This window comes from Sphingomicrobium sp., assembly GCA_036563485.1.
GTDB lineage: Bacteria > Pseudomonadota > Alphaproteobacteria > Sphingomonadales > Sphingomonadaceae > Sphingomicrobium.
The window spans coordinates 112,626-131,375 of the sequence record DATCMI010000001.1 but is presented as its reverse complement, the minus strand read 5'-3'; the positions used below and the strand labels follow the sequence as shown (position 1 = coordinate 131,375).

At 60.8% G+C, this 18,750-nt stretch carries 18 protein-coding genes; 10 read left to right on the top strand and 8 right to left on the bottom strand.

Translation table 11 applies throughout. The features are described 5' to 3' along the window. Positions 1-19 precede the first annotated feature (19 nt). Positions 20-184 (bottom strand): YdcH family protein, encoded by a 165-nt coding sequence (locus tag VIL42_00675; protein HEY8591361.1) that lies wholly within the window; start codon positions 182-184, stop codon positions 20-22. Between the two features lie 162 nt (positions 185-346). On the opposite strand from VIL42_00675, the gene VIL42_00670 reads away from it, so the two are divergent. After that, on the top strand, positions 347-541 hold the full coding sequence (locus tag VIL42_00670) for a YdcH family protein (GenBank protein ID HEY8591360.1): 195 nt from the start codon (positions 347-349) through the stop codon (positions 539-541). Between the two features lie 98 nt (positions 542-639). Further along, complete coding sequence (locus VIL42_00665) at positions 640-1,125, top strand: DUF1465 family protein (protein ID HEY8591359.1); 486 nt, start codon at positions 640-642, stop codon at positions 1,123-1,125. On the opposite strand, the gene VIL42_00660 is transcribed toward VIL42_00665, so the two are convergent. Next, the gene (locus VIL42_00660; GenBank protein ID HEY8591358.1) at positions 1,122-2,084 is read right to left on the bottom strand and encodes a nitronate monooxygenase family protein; all 963 of its coding nucleotides are present in this window, start codon (positions 2,082-2,084) and stop codon (positions 1,122-1,124) included. The two genes, VIL42_00665 and VIL42_00660, sit on opposite strands and share 4 nt — an antisense overlap. Continuing rightward, positions 2,081-3,079 carry an SDR family NAD(P)-dependent oxidoreductase gene (locus VIL42_00655; protein ID HEY8591357.1) on the bottom strand — a complete coding sequence of 333 codons (999 nt, stop codon included), beginning with the start codon at positions 3,077-3,079 and terminating at the stop codon, positions 2,081-2,083. Before VIL42_00655 ends, VIL42_00660 begins: the two co-directional genes overlap by 4 nt. Before the next feature lie 735 nt (positions 3,080-3,814). Between VIL42_00655 and VIL42_00650 the strand changes: the two genes are divergently transcribed. The 4 genes from VIL42_00650 to VIL42_00635 all read left to right on the top strand — a co-directional run bounded on the left by VIL42_00650 (position 3,815) and on the right by VIL42_00635 (position 8,090). Continuing rightward, positions 3,815-4,378, top strand: a complete 564-nt coding sequence (locus tag VIL42_00650) for a hypothetical protein (protein ID HEY8591356.1) — start codon at positions 3,815-3,817, stop codon at positions 4,376-4,378. 56 nt (positions 4,379-4,434) lie between these two features. Next, entirely contained in the window at positions 4,435-5,736 is a 1,302-nt protein-coding gene (locus tag VIL42_00645) for an O-antigen ligase family protein (protein HEY8591355.1), read from the top strand. A 500-nt stretch (positions 5,737-6,236) separates the two neighbouring features. Further along, positions 6,237-7,244 (top strand): UDP-glucose 4-epimerase GalE, encoded by a 1,008-nt coding sequence (galE, locus tag VIL42_00640; GenBank protein HEY8591354.1) that lies wholly within the window; start codon positions 6,237-6,239, stop codon positions 7,242-7,244. A 357-nt stretch (positions 7,245-7,601) separates the two neighbouring features. Continuing rightward, entirely contained in the window at positions 7,602-8,090 is a 489-nt protein-coding gene (locus tag VIL42_00635) for a hypothetical protein (protein ID HEY8591353.1), read from the top strand. A gap of 288 nt (positions 8,091-8,378) precedes the next feature. Here the strand turns inward: VIL42_00635 and VIL42_00630 are convergent, their stop codons facing one another. Then, a complete protein-coding gene (locus VIL42_00630; protein ID HEY8591352.1) occupies positions 8,379-8,747 on the bottom strand; it encodes a hypothetical protein in 369 nt (122 codons plus the stop codon). A gap of 120 nt (positions 8,748-8,867) precedes the next feature. Between VIL42_00630 and VIL42_00625 the strand changes: the two genes are divergently transcribed. Further along, the gene (locus VIL42_00625) at positions 8,868-10,394 is read left to right on the top strand and encodes an exopolysaccharide biosynthesis polyprenyl glycosylphosphotransferase (protein ID HEY8591351.1); all 1,527 of its coding nucleotides are present in this window, start codon (positions 8,868-8,870) and stop codon (positions 10,392-10,394) included. A 107-nt stretch (positions 10,395-10,501) separates the two neighbouring features. Beyond that, complete coding sequence (locus tag VIL42_00620) at positions 10,502-11,365, top strand: DnaJ domain-containing protein (GenBank protein HEY8591350.1); 864 nt, start codon at positions 10,502-10,504, stop codon at positions 11,363-11,365. 376 nt (positions 11,366-11,741) lie between these two features. On the opposite strand, the gene VIL42_00615 is transcribed toward VIL42_00620, so the two are convergent. Then, positions 11,742-12,830 (bottom strand): M48 family metallopeptidase, encoded by a 1,089-nt coding sequence (locus tag VIL42_00615; GenBank protein ID HEY8591349.1) that lies wholly within the window; start codon positions 12,828-12,830, stop codon positions 11,742-11,744. A 145-nt stretch (positions 12,831-12,975) separates the two neighbouring features. On the opposite strand from VIL42_00615, the gene VIL42_00610 reads away from it, so the two are divergent. Beyond that, the gene (locus tag VIL42_00610; protein ID HEY8591348.1) at positions 12,976-13,950 is read left to right on the top strand and encodes a glycosyltransferase family 2 protein; all 975 of its coding nucleotides are present in this window, start codon (positions 12,976-12,978) and stop codon (positions 13,948-13,950) included. Between the two features lie 40 nt (positions 13,951-13,990). On the opposite strand, the gene VIL42_00605 is transcribed toward VIL42_00610, so the two are convergent. Further along, complete coding sequence (locus tag VIL42_00605; protein ID HEY8591347.1) at positions 13,991-14,875, bottom strand: ParB N-terminal domain-containing protein; 885 nt, start codon at positions 14,873-14,875, stop codon at positions 13,991-13,993. A gap of 335 nt (positions 14,876-15,210) precedes the next feature. On the opposite strand from VIL42_00605, the gene VIL42_00600 reads away from it, so the two are divergent. After that, positions 15,211-16,539, top strand: coding sequence for a hypothetical protein (locus tag VIL42_00600; GenBank protein ID HEY8591346.1), 1,329 nt, complete (start codon positions 15,211-15,213; stop codon positions 16,537-16,539). On the opposite strand, the gene VIL42_00595 is transcribed toward VIL42_00600, so the two are convergent. Both VIL42_00595 and VIL42_00590 read right to left on the bottom strand, forming a co-directional pair. Further along, a complete protein-coding gene (locus tag VIL42_00595) occupies positions 16,491-17,816 on the bottom strand; it encodes a hypothetical protein (protein ID HEY8591345.1) in 1,326 nt (441 codons plus the stop codon). The two genes, VIL42_00600 and VIL42_00595, sit on opposite strands and share 49 nt — an antisense overlap. An 82-nt stretch (positions 17,817-17,898) precedes the next feature. Continuing rightward, on the bottom strand, positions 17,899-18,690 hold the full coding sequence (locus VIL42_00590) for a WecB/TagA/CpsF family glycosyltransferase (protein ID HEY8591344.1): 792 nt from the start codon (positions 18,688-18,690) through the stop codon (positions 17,899-17,901). Positions 18,691-18,750 lie beyond the last annotated feature (60 nt).

The window sequence follows — 18,750 nt, the reverse complement described above, 5'->3', positions numbered from 1 at the left end:
GCGCACAAAAAAGGCCGCCTCAGTGTGTGAGGTGGCCGGCCAATTCGTCCTTCAGTCTGAGCTTTTCTTTCTTCAGGCGGTGGAGAAGGTCTTCGTCCGGATGGCTGCGATGCTCTTCTTCCTCGATGAGGGCGTGAAGAGCGGCGTGCTTGGATTCGAGTTCCTCCGCCATGACATTGTTCATCGGTGCCTGTCCTTTCCGCAAAGCGAGTGTCACCGCCGAGCAATAAATCACGTTTCGAACTCTTTGTCTTGAGCCTTTGAACGGCTGGCCCCCGGCGCCCGTCGGGTCGCCGCTAACAGGGTGGTTCCGGCTGCTTCTTCGTTGCGCTAGGCAGGGTGCAACATGAACCACGACAATGACGGCGAACTGGAGGCGCTTCGCGCCGAGCATCGCCAACTCGACGAGCGCATCCAGCTACTGACGTCGGAGCCGGTCGGCGACCAGCTCGAGATCGCGCGACTCAAGCGGCGCAAGCTGATCCTCAAGGATCAGATCCAGCGCATCCTCGACACCATGACGCCGGATATCATCGCCTGACCTAGGCTGTGCCGCAGCGGGACAGCATCAAACGCACGCTTCGCATCCGCCCCGCTTGGGCGTTTTCGTCACGCGGCAACAATGGCAAACTGAGCACAATGGACGAATCGGAACTGCCCAACCGCGAAACGCGCATCACGTCGCGGCTGATCGACTCGCTTTATACCGAGGCGATGCTGCTGGCGGACGAGGCGCGTTCCTATTTCGACGTCGCAGGGCGCGGCGACCGCGCCGAGCTCGAGCCCTTCGCCCGCGTCGGCTTCGCCTGCGAGTCTTTGAAGGTTACCACCCGCATCATGCACATCGTTGCCTGGCTGCTGACGCAGCGGGCGATCGAATCAGGCGAGATACCGGATCGTGACGGGCGGCGCCCCGAGCGGCGGCTCGGCCACGCACAGGACACGGACGATGCGGTTGTCGTGCAACTGCCTGAGGCTGCGCAGCGCCTGATCAACGCGAGCGCCGACCTTTATGCACGCGTGAGGCGGCTCGACGAGGGGACGGTCGAAGCGGAAGTGCCGCAGAGCCCGGCGCGCGCGCTGATGGGCCGCCTTGAGCGCGGCCTAGGCGGCGGCTCCTTCTAGGCTCCGCACAGCCGCGTTTTCGCCGCGGCATATTGGTCGGCAAGCAAGTCGACATAGTCACGCGCCGGCCGCACCTGGTCGATTGCGCCGATCCCCTGGCCCGACCCCCAGATGTCGCGCCACGCCTTCGACTTGTTTGACCCTTCGGAACCGAACTTCATCGCTGTCGGATCGCTGCCTTCGAGATTGTCCGGGTCGAGGCCCGCTGCGACGATCGAGGAGCGCAGGTAATTGCCGTGAACGCCGGTGAACAGGCTCGTGTAGACGATGTCCGCCGCCGCGGCTTCGACGATACCCTGCTTGTAGGCGTCGGTCGCATTCGCCTCTTCCGTCGCGATGAACGGCGAGCCGATATAAGCGAGGTCGGCACCAGCCGCCTGGGCCGCCAGCACCGCGCCCCCGTTCGCGATCGACCCGGAAAGGATCAGTGGCCCGTCGAACCAGGCGCGGATTTCCTGCACCAGGGCGAACGGCGACCAGCGACCGGCGTGACCGCCCGCGCCGGCGGCCACTGCGATCACCCCGTCCGCGCCTTTCTCCACTGCCTTCCGCGCGAAGCGGTCGTCGATGACGTCGTGGAGCGTAATCCCGCCCCATGAGTGCACCGCGTCGTTGATCTCCGGGCGGGCGCCGAGCGAGCTGATGACGATCGGCACCTTCCACTTGGCGCAGACCTGCATGTCGTGCTCGAGCCGGTCGTTGGACCGGTGGACGATCTGGTTGACCGCGAACGGCGCGGACGGCCGGTCCGGATTGTCTCGGTTCCACGCCGCCAAAGCTTCGGTAATCTCGTGCAGCCATTCGTCGAGCAGCGACGCCGGTCGCGCGTTGAGCGCGGGAAAGCTGCCGACGATCCCGGCGGTGCATTGGGCAATCACCAGCTTCGGGTTGGAGACGATGAACAAGGGCGCGCCGACGACCGGAATGCGCAGGCGCTGAAGGATAAGCGGCAGGCTCAAAGCCCGTGATACTCCTTGTACCAGCCGACGAACCGCGGCACGCCCTCGTCGATCGAGGTGCTCGGCTGGAAGCCATGGTCGCGTTCAATCGCGCTGATGTCGGCGAAGGTTTCCTTCACGTCGCCGACCTGCATCGGCTTGGGGTCGAGAAGCGCCTTGCGCCCGGTTTCCTGCTCGAGCAGGTCGACCACGCGCATCAGGTCTTCGCTCCGGCTGTTGCCGATATTGTAAAGCGCATGGGGGGCGCTCGACCCGCCGGCCTTGGTCTCGCCGTCGTCCGCAGGCGGACCGTCGAGGCAGGCGACGACGCCGCGTACGATATCGTCGACGAAGGTGAAGTCTCGGCGCATCTTGCCGCCGTTGAACAGGGGCAGGGGCTCTCCGGCGTAAAGCGCCTTGGTGAAGATCCACATCGCCATGTCGGGGCGTCCCCACGGCCCGTAGACGGTGAAGAAGCGAAGGCCCGTCAGCGGCGTGCGGTAGAGGCTCGCATAGCTTTCACTGAGCAGCTCGTCCGCCTTCTTCGTCGCTGCATAGAGCGAGAGCGGATGATCGACGCGATCCTCGACGCGGAACGGCAGGCTCTTGTTTCCGCCGTAGACCGAGGATGAGGAGGCGTAGACCATGTGCCGCGGCTTCCGGTGCCGGGCGAGCTCCAGCATATTCGCATGGCCGACCAGGTTCGACTGGATATAGGCGCCCGGGTTTTCCAGGCTGTAGCGCACGCCGGCCTGGGCGCCGAGGTGGACGATCGAGTCCAGCTCCATGCCGTCGGCAACGCTGCGTAGCGCTTCATTGTCGGAGAAGTCGGCCTTAACGAACCTGAAGCGTTCGCCGAACTCTTGGGTCAGCCGTTCAAGCCGCGCCTGCTTGAGGCTGGGGTCATAATAATCGTTGAGATTGTCGATGCCGACGACCTCGTCGCCGCGCTCCACCAGCACGCGCGATGTCGCCGCGCCGATGAACCCCGCAGCCCCGGTGACAAGAACAGCCATGGCAGCCCCATAGGGGGTGGCACGCCCGCGTCAAACTTGGCTGCGCACTTCGCATTTGGGGCCGACCGAGCTTGGCACAGACGTCGTATCACCAGTCTATGAGCAGACGTCGACTTGTCCTGACTGCTTGCAGCCGACATATGTAAAAACGTGATCGGTAAGCACCGGCCCGACAAAGTCCTCGAGGCACGCCTTAGGAGACGGGCACGCGCACATGACCTCCTGCTCATGCGCTCCCGAGTGTTCAGCTGGCTCGGTAGCGAGCTAGAAAATACCTACATACTAGTTGATGTTGGGCGAGGGACGCTCGAGTTGCCAGGCGCACTCACTCTCGCGCAAGTGGAAAGGTACATTTCGTCGATCGAGACTGAACTGCGATTTTCCGCGACCACATCAGCTCGGCCCTTGGATTCGCGGGACACCAGCGCATCTGGTGCTTCCTAGTGGGGCGCGGGTGAAGCTCACACGCGCTGACGGACCATCGTTGCTTCGAACCACGCTGGTGCTTGCTTGCGTGCTTCTCCTGAGCTTCACCGCATTCCGGATTGCCGTCGTTCAGTATGAGAGCGACTCGCGCCGGTCTCTGACGCCTCGTTTATGGCCTGACCACCCGGAAGTTCTGAAAGCTGAGTTGATGATGGATCTGGCGCGGACGGCGGCGGCAGGCGAGCCCGTAGGGAGCGGAATACGCAAAAAAGTTGGGTTTTTTCTGCCTTGGCCGCGGATCCTCGAAACGTGCGCCTGATCCTCTCCATCTCACCTTCTGAGAACTCTGGCGGGGCGCTTGCGCCGTGGCAACGAACGCTGTTGTCAGCTATGGTTAAGAAAAGCCGTTCGAGAGAGGCCTTCGAGTTGTGGAAGCGCTTCTCCAAAGAAAAAGAAGTGCTTTTCGGTAATTTTCGCCGTGTTAAAGGTTCTCCATTTCACTGGAGGCTGACGGAATCAGCTGAAGGCGCGGCAACGATCAACGGGCGGCAGCTGCAACTTGAACATTTTGGTCGAGTCGAAATCGCACTTGCGTCCAAGTTGCTGATACTGCCTGCAGGATCTTACCAGGTCAGCTTCCAGGTGGACTCTGCAACGTCCGGCGCATCCGGAATCCACTGGATACTGACCTGCTTGCCCGCCGGCCGAGTGCTTGCGGAGGCGCCTTTAAACACTCGCGCGGGAGTAGGCTCGTTCCAATTTCAAGTGCAGCCCGACTGCGAGGCGGAGCGGCTAGAGCTTAAGGGACTGTCGCAAATGTATCCTGCGGAAGTTGCGGCCTCTTTATCAAGCCTCCGCCTGCGGAAACTGTGATCCGTCGCGCGAACCAATTCCGGCGTATCGCTCTCCCGGGTTACCTAGTCGCATGCGTGGTCCTTGGCGGGAGTGCTCAAGCGATCTGGGGCAATTTTCTACTGCAGATCGCCGGTCTTCTAATGATTGGATGGTTTGCAATTACAGGTTCGGGTCCGCTCAAACGCCCCGAGCGACATCTGCTGCTATTTCTTGCCGCGGGTTTGGCATTGATCATCTTGCAGTTGATCCCGCTACCGCCGGCAATTTGGACAAATCTGCCCGGACGATCGACCCTGATCGAAGGGTATAGTTTGCTTCGGGAGCCGCTTCCTAATCTGCCGCTCTCAATGGCTCCTTTCGACACTCTGTCTTGCGGCTTGGCCCTTGTTCCGCCGATAGCCGTCGTGTTGGCTGCCACCGGCAATAACAACCTTAAGGACACCTGGGCGCTGGCTGCGATCGTAGGCGCGACCCTCCTGAGCGCGATCTTAGGCTATGCGCAGGTGATCAGTGGCTCCTCCACTGCCTACCTATACGACATGACAAACGTGGGCTCTGCCGTAGGGTTTTTCGCAAACCGAAATCACATTGGCACGCTGCTCTTGATTAGCATCCCGTGCATTGCCGTCTTGGTCATTTCCGCACGGTCCGGCGAGCTCAAGAAATCTTTGCCGGCCGTCCTTTTCGGTGGTTCAAGTGCCATTGTCGTACTTCTCGCAATCGCAATGAACGGCTCTCTCGCAACGATTTTGATCGCCATTCCTGTGCTGCTTGCTAGTGCGTCCTTGGCTTGGAAGAGCCGCCGTTTAGCCGTTGCGGCACTGACCGTCGCCGCTCTAGTTGCTTTGGCCGTCACCCCATTTCTCGCGAACAGCCCTGTTCAAGGTAAACTAACTGGAGCCGAGAAGGCGTCTATCATCGGTCGACAAGAAATTTGGGCTTCCGCAGTGATGGCGGGCACTTCGGTCTTCCCGGTGGGCAGCGGATGTGGGTCATTCTCGGCGGTTTACACGCTTGAGGAGCAACCTCAGTTCGTTTCAAGCACTTACGTGAACCACGCTCATAACGATTTCATTGAAATGTTCGTGGAGGGTGGTCTTCTCGCCCTTGTGTTAGTTGCGGGATTTATCGCCTGGTGGGGCTTTCATACCTGGCGCGCATGGACAAGCGGCCCGATCGTGGCTCGAGCGGGGAGCATCGCGACAGCCGCCATGCTGATTCACAGCCTCGTAGACTACCCGTTGCGAACGACCGCGCTTTCCGTGATCTTCTGCTACTGTCTCGTGCTCGTGTTGCAGCGTTCAGACGAACGATCCGCCCCCTCTCGCGCTTCAAGCGGGGACCTGAGGGCTATGCGGCACGCCGTAATCCGATGAGCTGAACGAAGGGACTACCAGCCGTTCGTTCAGTGTGAACCAACGAGGCAATTGTCGGCAGCCGAGGCGTTCGTCTCTGATCTGCTCGCAAGTGACAACTTTCGGATTCACGGGACGGCAAGGTGACAAGTGCGCCGTTTGGGGCTGCGCGTGGCGCCCGACCGACAACTATAATTATCGCGCAAGCTGCTGATTAGTCGAACTAATTCAGTGTTTTTAGCTGAATTCGTTACAGTGCAGAACAGCGAACGCGGGCTTTGTCGAACAGGGAATTGTCCGCTGCAGAAGAGGGAATTCGTGCGCCGGAAAATGGTGAAGCAGCGAACTCCTCATTGACCCTATAAAAACCTGCAAAGCGATCGCCAGATCGCTGCGGACCGCAACGCAAGAGAACCATACCTACGACGCGGGTAGGTAAGACCATATGATAGTCTCATTTATTAGCTTTTGCCGGCTTACCGCGAGATTGACTCCGCCACGTACCTGGGAGTAGCGAATTCATGGCGAACATCTCGCGAAAGAACGGGAAAGAGCATATCCTAGTGACCGGTGGTGCCGGTTACATTGGAAGCCACGTTGTTCTTGCGCTCTGCGATGCCGGATATCGCGTAACGGTAGTGGATAATCTTTCTACGGGCTTTCGCTCGGCAGTTCCGGTTAAAGCTGCATTTGTCCTCGGAGAGGTTGGTGACCTCGACTTCGTAGTGAAGCTCCTCCGCGACGGTTCGTTCGACGCGGTCATGCACTTTGCTGCGTCTCTAACCGTACCCGAATCGGTGGCGAACCCGCTCAAATACTACAGCAACAACTCTTGCAGCACCCGCGCACTTCTTGAAGCAATGATCATCACCGGAGTGTGCAACTTCGTCTTCTCGTCGACGGCAGCCATCTACGGGATACCGGAAGAATTGCCGATCACCGAAGCGGCGATACCCAATCCGATCAATCCCTATGGTGCCTCCAAGCTCGTTATCGAATGGATGCTTCGTGACGTCGCCGCTGCATTTCCATTCCGGTTTGCAGCTCTGCGATACTTCAATGTGGCAGGCGCTGACCCTCAGGGACGCGCAGGGCAACGCACCGCAGGTGCCACTCATTTGATAAAAGCCGTGGTCGAACAAGTGGTTGGCCGCAGGAATGTCGTGGAGATATTTGGCACTGAGTTTCCAACGCCAGATGGCACAGGGGTACGCGACTACATCCACGTATCGGACCTTGCCGACGTTCACGTGCTCGCACTGAAACGGTTACTCGCTGGCGGGCATTGCATCGTCGCAAACTGCGGATACGGGCGAGGATTCTCTGTCAAGCAGGTGATTGAGGCGGCGGAGAGAGTAGGGGGGACGCGATTGAACGTCCGTTTATGCCCGGCTCGGGCTGGAGATCCGCCGGCAGTGATTGCTGATCCCTCGCTCGCGCAGTCCGAACTGAATTGGCGCCCTCAATATGATGACCTAGACACGATCTTGCGCGACGCGTTGCGCTGGGAATCAAGATCCGCAAGCTAGTCTCCGCGTCAGAAAAGCTTTCAACGGCGCGGCCTCGTCGGGGGCCAGCTGCGCAGTACAAGATCGTCAACGGCAGCACCGCGGAGCGACGGTGAACAGCTTACCGGCCGGCAAAGGGCGCAACCCCGTGGTTCATGGCGGACGCTCCCGCGAATGTGCGTTGAGTGGCGTCTGCACGCAAATAACAAAGATCTGCGCAATTCAGTATGGGAGCCAAGCGCCCCGTGGATCGTAATTGGCGCCGCGGTTCGCGGAGCAACCCTTAGCGTCCGACTGGCCGCTATCAGCTGCGACGGCAGGTCCTCGTTGGTTGAACCGGCCGCGTTGCCGTCCGACGTCTGTAGACGGAGCGACCGATTGGTGCCAAGCGGCGCTTTACGCAAGATGGCATCTCGAACAGGGTGGGAGCAACATGATGCTTCGGAACACGGGCTGGCCAGCCGGCGGAGGTCCGTTTTGAACCCCGCTCTTGCGGCGCGGCTTGCGCTCGCAGGGCTGCTGCTCGCGGGTTCCCCGGAAGCTGTGGCTGCGAGCTGGACGCATTTCGCGAGCTGCGGCGACCCTGGGCAGGAACGGCTATATTCCTACAACGCGGCATCCGCCCGCCGCTCGCACGGCGGCACCAGTGCCCTGATTCGCGCCGATTATTCGCGCGTGCCAGGCAGCGGGCCCAAGCACGCGCGCCTGCTTTGGACCATCAATTGCGACGATCGAACGTTTGTTGAAAAGTTCAGGGTGGAGATGGCCGCGACCGGTCGTGTCCTTGCCCGGTACAAAGAGACTGGGCCAATGGTGATCAATCCCGGAAGCGTCGCGGAAAAGCTTTTCGACAGCATCTGCCGGTAGCGCAATTCAGGGTCCCGGAATGGACCAGACTAGACGCTTGATCGTGTAGCAGCACGTTAATTCCTAGAGCGACTGCTCGACGTCGAACGGGAGCGGACCGTCATCCGAGGCTTCAGGGCTTCGTTCCGCGCCTGGTGCGAGCGCCAGCGGCCACCCAGAGGCAGGCGGATCAGCCCGCCTACACCAATTGCGAGCGCAAGTCGGCAGTGATTGCGGCGTTAAAGAAACAAGAGCCCACTCGTTGTCTATTGCGACAAATGCGCCGGCCTGTTCAGGACAAAATGCGGCTTAGCCGCGCTCGAATGGCGCCACCGCAGTCGTCATGACAGTCCAGGTGGACCTCACTCCGCAATCGCTGATGAGGTCCACAGGCGCGCGGGCTGTGAACGGCGCGCGATAAGGATAGCAGTCGAATGTGCTGGCTGTCTGCAGGCAAAGCTTGCCGGCGTTCGCCGTCCAAGTCGCGTCAACCACCGTCGCTCCCGACGGGGAGCTGATGTGAGCCGTACCTCCCGCGTCGAAGGTTATTGTGTTCAGGATGCCGTTGGTCTGCACCTGCACCTGCTGCCCGACGATCTCCATCCCGGGTTTCCACTGAGCTGCCGCTGCCGAGGCAATCGACAAGGCCGCCACCGCCGCTGCACATCTGGCGAGCATAAGCATTCTCCCGGTTAATTTGCGGGTAAACAAACTGGATTGTGCAGCTGTTGTTCCGGAACTCTCGAGAGTCAAGCGCCACCTCAGCGGGTGGCGCTTGTACCGGTTTCCTGTCCCAGAATGCGACATGCGGCCAACCTTGATGAGGCCCGTGCTTGCCTTGTTAACTACGCGCGTATAGCTGCTTGTGGAAACAATGAGTTAACGGCTGGTATGAGTCTGGTTCAAGCTGAAGGCTGTGCTTCACCTGCCGAAGGCTTCATGATCATGAAGACGGAAGCGGAACGGTCAAGCTTAGCCGCGCCTCTGTTCCCACATGGAAAAGGCCAGCTGAGGCTTGCACTCTTTTCCGCACTGCTCCTGCTGGACGTCCTCTGCATCGTCGTCGCTTTTCAGTTCGCCGAGCGCGTCCGCCTTGGGTCGATCTTCGGGCTCGACGGGTGGCGAACACTCGCGATTGTCTTGCCGACATTTATCCCCATCGCGCTGAACAACCGAGCCTATTCTATCGAAGCATTGAAGCGCCCGACCTTAGGCGCGCGCAGAGCGCTCGAAGCGCTCCTCTGCGCCACAGGTGTCGCTCTAGCATTGCTGTTCTTCTTGAAAATTGGTGTGCAATTCTCCCGCCTCCTATTCGCCATCGGTACCATCACCGCCCTGGCGCTCACCGTCACCGGGCGCATCGCGCTGGGCCGGGCGCTATGCAAGGCGTACAAGTGGCGTTTTTCAAACGAGTTGGTCCTCGCCGACGGCATTCACGTCAACGCGAACCGCGGGGAACTGGTACTCAATCCGCTCGACCTCGGAATTCAGCCGCTGTCCAACAATCCTATGATGCTGGACAGGCTGGCGCGTCTCCTCACAAACTGCGACCGGCTGATCATCCTCTGCCCGCCGCAGCGGCGGGCAGCGTGGATAAGCACGCTCAGGGGTACAAACCTGAACGTCGAGATTGCGATGCCGGAGCTCGGCGCGATGGGCGGCATGGCGGTTGGCCGATTTCAGGGCGACCTGACACTCCTGGTTAACTCAGGACGACTGAGCCTCCGCGACCGCGTGCTCAAACGAGCGCTCGATCTCGTTGGTGCGCTTGCGGCGCTCATCCTTGTTGGACCGCTGATGCTTGCGGTTGCAGTAGCGATTGCTGTGGAGTCGCCTGGATCGATTTTCTTCCGGCAGCGAAGGCTCGGTCAGAACAATCGGATTTTTTACGTCCTGAAATTCAGGAGCATGAAGGTCGAGTGCACTGACTCGCAAGGCGATCGGTCGGCGAGCGTCGACGATGATCGGGTGACCCGAGTTGGCCGATTCATCCGCAAGACGAGCATCGACGAATTGCCGCAGCTGTTCAACGTTCTCATGGGCCACATGAGCATTGTCGGTCCGCGGCCGCACGCTCTTGGCTCGACCGCCGAGAACCTGCTGTTCTGGCAGATCGACCCGGGTTATTTTGACCGACATGCGATAAAGCCGGGGATCACCGGCCTTGCCCAGGTTCGCGGCTTCCGCGGAGCGACCGCCCGCCGAACCGATGTCACGTCGAGGCTGAAATCGGACCTTGAATATGTCGTCGGCTGGAGCATTTGGCGCGACTTGAAGATCATTTTCGTGACGTTCAGGGTTCTTATTCACCCGAACGCATTCTGACGGTGCCAATGAGCCAAGTTAGATGAGGCAACTCGGCCTGCAGGGATTCGATCCAAGCGCGGCAGCTGCAGTCGCGGGGCGTTTCCGTCCGCGCGAGCCGTAATTTGATGACCGGCGAGCCGACCTACTATGAGTTGTTGGGTGTCGCGGAAAAGGCGTCGGCGCACCAGATCCGAGAAGCCTACCTGCGCCTCGTGAAGAAGCATCATCCGGACCTCGCCCGTGCCGGAGGTGCGGCTTCGAAACCCGACCTCGTGCCACTGCTCAACCGCGGCTACGCAGTGCTGCGGGACCCGCAGAAGCGGGCTGCCTACGATGCGCGGCTTCCGCGTGCCGCGGTGCTCCGCTTGGTTAGTTCACCGTCGCCGGGACGAGCGCTCCCGCCGCGTCGGCGTGGCCGTTCGGCGCTTGCCGTCGCAATGACCGCGGCGACGGGGCTAATCGCGATCGCGCTTGCAGGTCATTTCTGGGTCGAAAGCCCGGATGCGCCCTCAGAAACCTTGGCCGGACCGCTCTGGTCAGCAGTTCATGCGCCGGGCGACGGTCCCGTGTTTGTCGCGCCGGCGGAAGCGCTGATACAAAGCGAGGCGCGGGCCGCGAGAGTGCTTTCGACCCAATCTGCCGTCACGCGGAGCCAGCACTGTTTCCAGGCCGCTCGCGCCAAAGCTAGTCTCGAAGCAGCGAAGCTATGCATCATATTTGATTACGCGTTCCTTTTTTGGCGCAAGGGACCGGGCGACGTTCATTCCATGCCAATCTACTTCAACGACGAGCTAGCCCACGCACGACATGCGGCCGCCCTCTCGCAGCCTGGAGACAGAAGCGACGAGGGGCTTCGATATCTTCGGAATCGAGCGTTTCAGGCATTGCTTTCAGACGTGACCGCGACGGACACAGTCCAGCCCGGGGTTCCGCTGCCGGCGTGGAAAGGCCAAGAGCTCACCACCGTGCCAAAGCTGGACAATGACTAATGACGGAACGATCTGACAGATTTGCATTTAACACAAAATGAACTACGACACGCTGATTCGAGTGGAGGAACTATGAGAAAGCCGATTTCGCTCGCCGTTGGTTTAGCGCTCCTCGCCACCCCGGCTTTCGCGCAGGTGCGTCCTCAGGATTGCCGACCGGTGCTCCCCGTAGTCGACCGAGTGGCCGCCGCAGTGCCGCAGGATGTCGTTACTGAACCCGCCTCTCCCACCGTTGCAGCGAAGAGGCGCTTTTTGGGCCTGCCATTCCTGCTGCCGGCGCTTCTTGCGGCGGGAGGCGTCGCAGCCCTCGCCGGCGGTGGCAACGACGGCCCATCGAATGTCAGCCCGGCCTAAAAGCCGCAGTTCATCGTCCCCGTCATGATGTAGGCCGGCGCAATCGCGCGGGCGGACTTTCCAGTATCTGAATGTTGCGGGAGGCATCGAGGCCGCTTGCCGCAACCTGCACCGCAGCTGCGCTTAGGGCGAGGACTGGTGTGACCGGCCGCCCGCTCTGCGCGACGTTAACCGGGTCTCTGCCATAGCTCGGCATATCGGCGATCGCGGCATTCACCTCCCGGATGCGCCTGCCAAACCCGGGGTGGTCCAGCGAAACCGCCCACCAGTATCGACGACTTGCAACTTGCAGGACGCTGACACCCGCCTCCGCCCTGTAGCCGCCATGGCGCATCAGCGTGACGGCCAGACGATCGGCGTCTAATTCCGATTTTCGCACTTTGCCAACGCCGAGGCTCAGCCCGAACAGCTGAGGCGAGGAGGAGCGTGCATGGGCCAGGATATTGTGGGCCATTTCATGCGCGACCACGAACGCGATTTCATCATCACTTTTGGCAAGCTGCGACATGCCCGTCGTGACGATCACATTACTTCCGTCGGACCAGCCGTTGGCTTCCCGCGAATCAATCAGCGAGAGCTGGCCGCCGCAACCGGGCTCCCCTGCCAGCTGCACGCGGAGCAAGGTGCCGCTGCGACGCACTAGAAGGTCCGCCGGGCCACCTAGCAGCGCGGTCTTGAGGAGAGCCTTGAACTGCTGGATCCGTGCGTACGACTTCTGCCGTTGAACCGTCGCTGCTTCATTGAGAACGCTCCGGCTATCGACGGCCAATATCTCGTCGTCGATGCGCAGGCCGGACCGGCTTGCGGCACTTCCGGGGACAATCTGGATGACACCCACGCCAGCGCCAAGGGAAAAGGCGTGCGCAACCGCTGGCCTGACCGAAAGATCATATTGGCTGAGGTCGTGCACCACCATACCCGTGTACATCTCACGTTCGGAGCACATGGCCGCGCTTCCGACCCCTATGCGATAGCCGATCGCTTCAAGGCGCATCTGCTCGGCGGCGAAGGCTCGCAGTGAAACGGGAGCGGCGGTTGCCGACGCTGACACCGCAACTGCAGCAAGCAGACTTGCAGCCGCAATGAGAGGACGTGCGAGTTGAAGGCGCATCAGTGTGCTCCGCATTGAAGCCCACTTGTCGCTCCCTAATCGTTACCATCAGGTTAGCTTCCCGGGATGGTGGTTGCCTCAGCACTTACTGCTGGAAGGATCCCGCACCGCGCTGCTATACCGCTAATGCGGTTGTGTTCGCCGCGTGATCACCTTGATGCGAGAAGATCTTTTGGCGAGAACCGTTCCTCGAAAGCGGCAATCCAGCAATGCTGTGTCGGTCACGATTCCGACCCGCGACCGACCACAACTGCTCGCGCGTGCGGTCGAGGCGATCCTGACGCAAGATCATGACGGGCCGATCGAATGCGTGGTCGTATTCGACCAGTCGGAGCCGCACGAAATTCCGCTTCGGTCAGACCTGCCTGCCGGCCGTACCGTGAAGGCCGTCAAAAATACGCGAAAGCCGGGGCTTGCCGGTGCACGCAACAGCGGGATCCTAGCCGCGTCCAATCCCATCATGGGCTTCTGCGATGACGACGACGAGTGGCTCCCCGGCAAGTTGGCTGCACAGCTGAGTCTGATGGATCAGCACCCGGGCGCGTCAGTGGTCGCCACGGGAATTTTGGTGCACTTCAATGGTCGCGATCGCACGCGGCCCGCTCCCCGACGGCCCCTGAATCACGGCGATTTTCTCGAGGATCGGATCATGGAGGTCAATCCGTGCACTGTTCTGTCGCGACGCGAATTGATCTTGGATCGCATTGGGTTGGTTGATGAGGAGATCCCCGGCGGCTACGCCGAAGACTACGAATGGCTGCTTCGCGCATCAGCCGTTGCACCCATTCGTTGTGTGCCAGAGCCACTCGTGCGCATCTACTGGCATTCTCACTCATTCTACACTGAGCAGTGGCGCGTTATCATCGACGGCCTGCTTTATGTGCTGAATCGCCATCCCGGATTTTCCCAGCATCCTCGGGGGCTCGCACGCATTCAGGGGCAGATCGCCTTCGCGTACGCCGGACTTGGTGAGTATCCGCGGGCGCGGTCCTGGGCCAGGAAAGCGCTTAGACACAATATCAAAGAGAAGCGCGCCTACCTCGCGCTTGCATGCAGTACCGGGCTCGTGCGCAATGATTCGGTGGTGCGTTTCGCGAAGCGTTTTGGACGAAACGTGTAGTCCGATAGTCCGGGGGAGCGGCACGCGCTGCAACTCCCTGCTAGCCGCTTAGCCATCGCTGGCAGATCGGCGCCGGCTCACCGTCAAATATGCGGTCAAACACGCGTAGAGCACCTTCGTGCGTGTACAGCCCGTTCGCGACGTTTGGCCAATACGCCGAGTCCTCCCGGCGAATGACGCGAGTTACCATGGCAAGCACGTGCTCCACGCCGAGAACCTTGGCAAGCGCAAGCCGGTGCTCGCCACCAGTAATAACCCACCGGTATTCGCCGTCGCGCCGGTGAGCATTCACCTGGAGCGGCGCGCGCGGTTGATGGTGAATGAAACCTCGGCGCCTTACCGAACGGAGTAGGCTCATGAGGCGTTTGGCCTCAAGGCTAATCTTTTCCGGTCGAGCCGGGCCAAAGTGAGTAGTGCCGATATCGGGAGCCCATATCAAACCATTTTGTAGCGCTTCCAGCGCTCCGCCGTGCCGCCAGCCGTCCTCATATTCGGCAGTCGTGTCGGAGTACCAAGGGGGCACGCTGCCGCGGGGCGGAACGCTTCGCAGACCCGGCGCCTGGTCGATGCGAACTCCGAGCAAGTCCAAGGCGCAGCTTGGCTGCACCTTTTCGTAAAACTCAGAAAGGACAGCTTCCAACTGAGTGCGGGCGCCTTTTTCGTCCTGCGCATGCAGTGCCGCCGCGAGCGCTCTGACGAAAGGATTGCATTGCACCGTCAATGGGAGAGCGAGAGTATTGAAGCTGCGGACGTCGCGCAGCCAAACGTCGAAAAGCGCAAGGCCACGCCTTTTCGCGTGGTATTCGTAAGTGACCGGATCTGCTCCCTCCGGAACGATCTCCAGCGAAGCGGGTGACGCGAGCGGCCTCACTTCGTACCCGATCTTGTTCAGGAGCAGCTTGATGTACGCTCGGGCAACGGTCACGCTCGCTGGTTCCTCACCCGAGACCTGCTCACCGATGGGGTTGCGCCTGGCACAGCTAAGCGAGACGAGCGCCCATAAAGTTTCGTTGCCGCAACTCCAGTGGCGGACCCAGCGTAGTGGGTCTGAGCCCCGCGAGGTGCCGACCTATTCTTGCGATCGGCCGATATGCTCGCAAGCCTCTCGCCAATTGTGACGCCAGTGTTCGGTTTTGGAAACACGCGTCAGGCTCTCCGCTGTGCGGTGAAGCGATCTTGGATTGGACGCTATCGCCAATATTGGTAGCGTGGGTTCTTGGTCCGGTGCAAGGTGAGTCAGTGCCGAGGATTCACGGCCAGATGAATAGGGCCTCCACCACCCGCAAGCGCATTGCCGTCAATTCCGGGATGACTTGGCGTGCTCGGGCGACGATTTCAACGCTTGCAATGGTCGGCCCGGCGAGCGTCGCCGGCGCACATTTCATTCAGTCCATGGTGCTGCTTCACCACGTGTCGCATGCGGCGTTTGGCGGCTATGCATTCTTGCTGAGCTTTGTCGCTTTCTGCTGGACGGCGTGGCAGGCAACTTTCTGTGCGCCACTCCCCCACAGCACGCATGCAGTCAAACCTCACCGACAGCGTTTCGTCGAGCGTATTGCAGGGTCTGGGAATCTCACGGCCTCCCTCCTTGGGCTGCCGTTGTTTGCCGCAGTCCCGTTGCTGGTAGGGCTCGATTATTCGTCGGCGGCTTTCTTTGCCGCCTTTGCCTGCATTTCCCTGCTGCGCTGGTTCGGGAGGGCACATGCGTACCTTCATGCTCGGCAGCTCAGAAGCTTTTTATCTGACATCGTCTATGCGTCAGCACTAACAGCGTCCATCCTCGCCCTTGCTTCTTCGGGAGAGGTTACGCTCGCTTACGTTTATGGCTCGATGGGCGCGGCGGCACTCGTCGCGCTTTTCCCTTTTGGCCGCGAGTTCCTGGAAGTCTCCACAGCAGAGCTTGGCCGACGACCGGTCCGGCGGTGGATCCGCCTTACCGGCGCACGCTCGTCTTGGTCGCTTGCCTCCGTCACATGTGGTGAGCTTGCCGTCAACGCGACTGCGTACATGGTTACGATCGTCGCTGGAGGCACAGCTTACGCTCCGATTGCGGCAACCGGGCTTCTGATCCGTCCAATCTTTTTCGCCAGCGTTGCCGTCCAGGATGTGGAGCGGCCCCGTCTCGCCGGACTGATCCGAGAAAGGTCCTTCAAAGAGGCGCAAACGAGCCTGGCGTGGGCGCGGGCAACGCTCGTGCTTGCGTGGCTCGCTACGGCTCTCGCCGTCGCAGTGCTGTTCGCTCTCAATCCGTACCTTTTGTTTCCGCGGAGCTATGGGTTCAACACGCTACTCGCCGGCGCCGTATTGTGGATGGGCGTCAGTGGATTGAGCGCGCTGCAAGGCCCCGACTGGAGCCTGCTCCAAGCGCTCGGTCTGTTCCGTGAAACTGCGGTCGTCAAGGCGCAAGCCGCCGCGATATCTGTTTTCGTGACCGGCACAGTACTGCTCTTTGCCGCGCCTGTCTGGTCTGTTGCTGGGCTGATTGCCGGCCAGCTGGTCAACACCTACTCGGTCGCTCGGCTTTCAAGAAACTGCCGCAGTCAATGGCCCGCTGATCGAGTGCCTGCAAAGCGCCTGGCCGGGTCCTGACCCACCGCCAATGAGCTCCCGCGCGCAGCAGCACGAAGGATCGCGTGTCTGTGATTGACGTACCGGTAAAGCCGAACCCGGAAACCCTCTGCAGCGCCGAGGAACATGAACGCCATCATCGCTCCATAGATCGGCGCATCGATATCCTCGAACAGCATCCAGGCGGGGACAATGACGCCGCACAGTCCAAGCGCAATCTGGGTGTCCCGATGACGTCCGCGCAGCTCCCGCGATGCCAAGAGCGTAAGCGAAGTTCGAACAGCCAAGGCCATGAACAGGAGCAGTGCCGCAAGCGCTGCCATGCCGCCCTTCGTGAAGATCGAGACGGGCGTTGAGTGCGATCCGATAGGTATCGCCAACACCGCCTCGTCACGGCGCTTGATCCCTTGGCCGATAATTGGACTTTCACGCCAAGTTTCGGCCAGTGCGGTGGAGTAGGACAGGAACCTCGCATCGGACGAGGATTGGCGTGCGGCGAGCACCTTGTCCCAAGCGCCGAGAACGGCACCGGGGTGGACGGCTACAAGTACCATTGCGGATGCCAAGCTGAGCGCAAGCACCATGGGTCGTAGGTTCTTGGGCAGGCGTGCTCGCGCAACCAGCCCTATCAAGACAGCCGCAAGAAAGCTGAAGATGAGGATCCGGCTGCCGAGCGCAAGTAACCCAAACGCCATCAGGCCGACAATCATTAGCTTCATCCAAGCTTGGCGGCTGGCGGCGAACGCCGCGATGCCGCAGAGCGTGAACATTAATGCTCCCTCATTGGAGTATATGCCGAAGGCAAGCGGACGCGGCACTGCATCCCCAGAAGCCCAATCGACACCGGTGATCGTCGAGAATTCGTACAAGCCAAGAATTCCGGGCAAGCCGTGGGCGACATGTCCGGTGAGTAGCGACCGGAAGGAGATCTCCGGCGCTGACCTGCCTGCAAACAGATAAGCACCAAGGGCGAAAGCGGCATAACCGAAGAAGAATGCAACTATGCGACGCGCCTCTTTTCGGCTCATCGAGAAGCCGAGGTCGAAGCGCCGGCCGAACGAGAATGCAGCGCAGCCACAGAGCAGCACGACGATGTTGTAAGCGCCAGCGATGAGGCGCTGCACGGGCTCTCCGCTGAACCCAGCAACACCAAGCGACAGCGCCAGCGCGGCCACCAAGCCGAGCAGCGCGAACTCGGGTGCGGCAAGTCGGCGTCCGTTGCGGGCGAAAGTGACTGCAAATAGCGCCCCCGCAGCAGGGCCGATTCCCAGCAACCAGACGAGCGGAAGGGACAGCATAAATCGCCGCGCTAGCCTCGTTGCCTTCAAAGGAAGCCGAACGGACACTCGAACAGGAGCCGCACCGACCTGCCGTGGGGCTTCAGCGGGATGCATCGCTTCCTCTCCGGTGCCTCCAAATCAGCCACATCGCATGCGGGTTGGTTACCAAATAACGCCAGAGGAGCCGCGGATTGGTGATTGCCCGGTGCAGCCACTCCAATCCGGCCGTCTGCATCCATTTGGGTGCACGAGGATAATGGCCGGTTACGAAGTTGAAGAGACCGCCGCAGGTCACTAGCCAGCCGCCCGCGATGTCCATGCGGTGTCGAACGCAAAATGCCTGCTCGCGCGGCTTTCCAAGACCAACCCAGATGACGTCGGGCTGGGCTGCATTTATTTGGTCGATCAGATCCGCCTCGGCGGCCTCCGACCAAAAGCCGTGGTGTCGACCGACGACGAGCCCAGGCGCCCGTCGGTCCAACTCAGCAGCACAGGCGTGATTGACCTCCTCTGTGCCCCCGAGCAGGAAATATCGAACGCCAGCTGACTTCGCCGCATCGAGGCTGTCGATGAACATGTCAGTAGTTGCTGACCGGTCGGGTATAAGGAACGATCCGTAGAGCCTGGACGCCGCCACGATCACTTGGCCGTCGGCGTGGATGATGTCGGCCGACAGCAGATCCAAACGATATCTAACGTCCCGCGCAGCCAAGGACAGCGCATGACCGTTGCAGTCGAAGACGAGCGTGGCGATCCCGTCTCTGCGGTCCATCGGAGCCCGCTCGACCATCAGGTCGATCAGCTCACGGAGGCCGATTGTGTCGACAGGAACACCAGCGACGAACGTGCGAACGACTTCGCCGCCCGAGGCCCGCTCCGTAAACGGGAGCACCGAGCGCGCGCCGGAGGAACAGGAAGGGACGTCGAAGTCGTCCTCGTGTTTCGCCGTCGT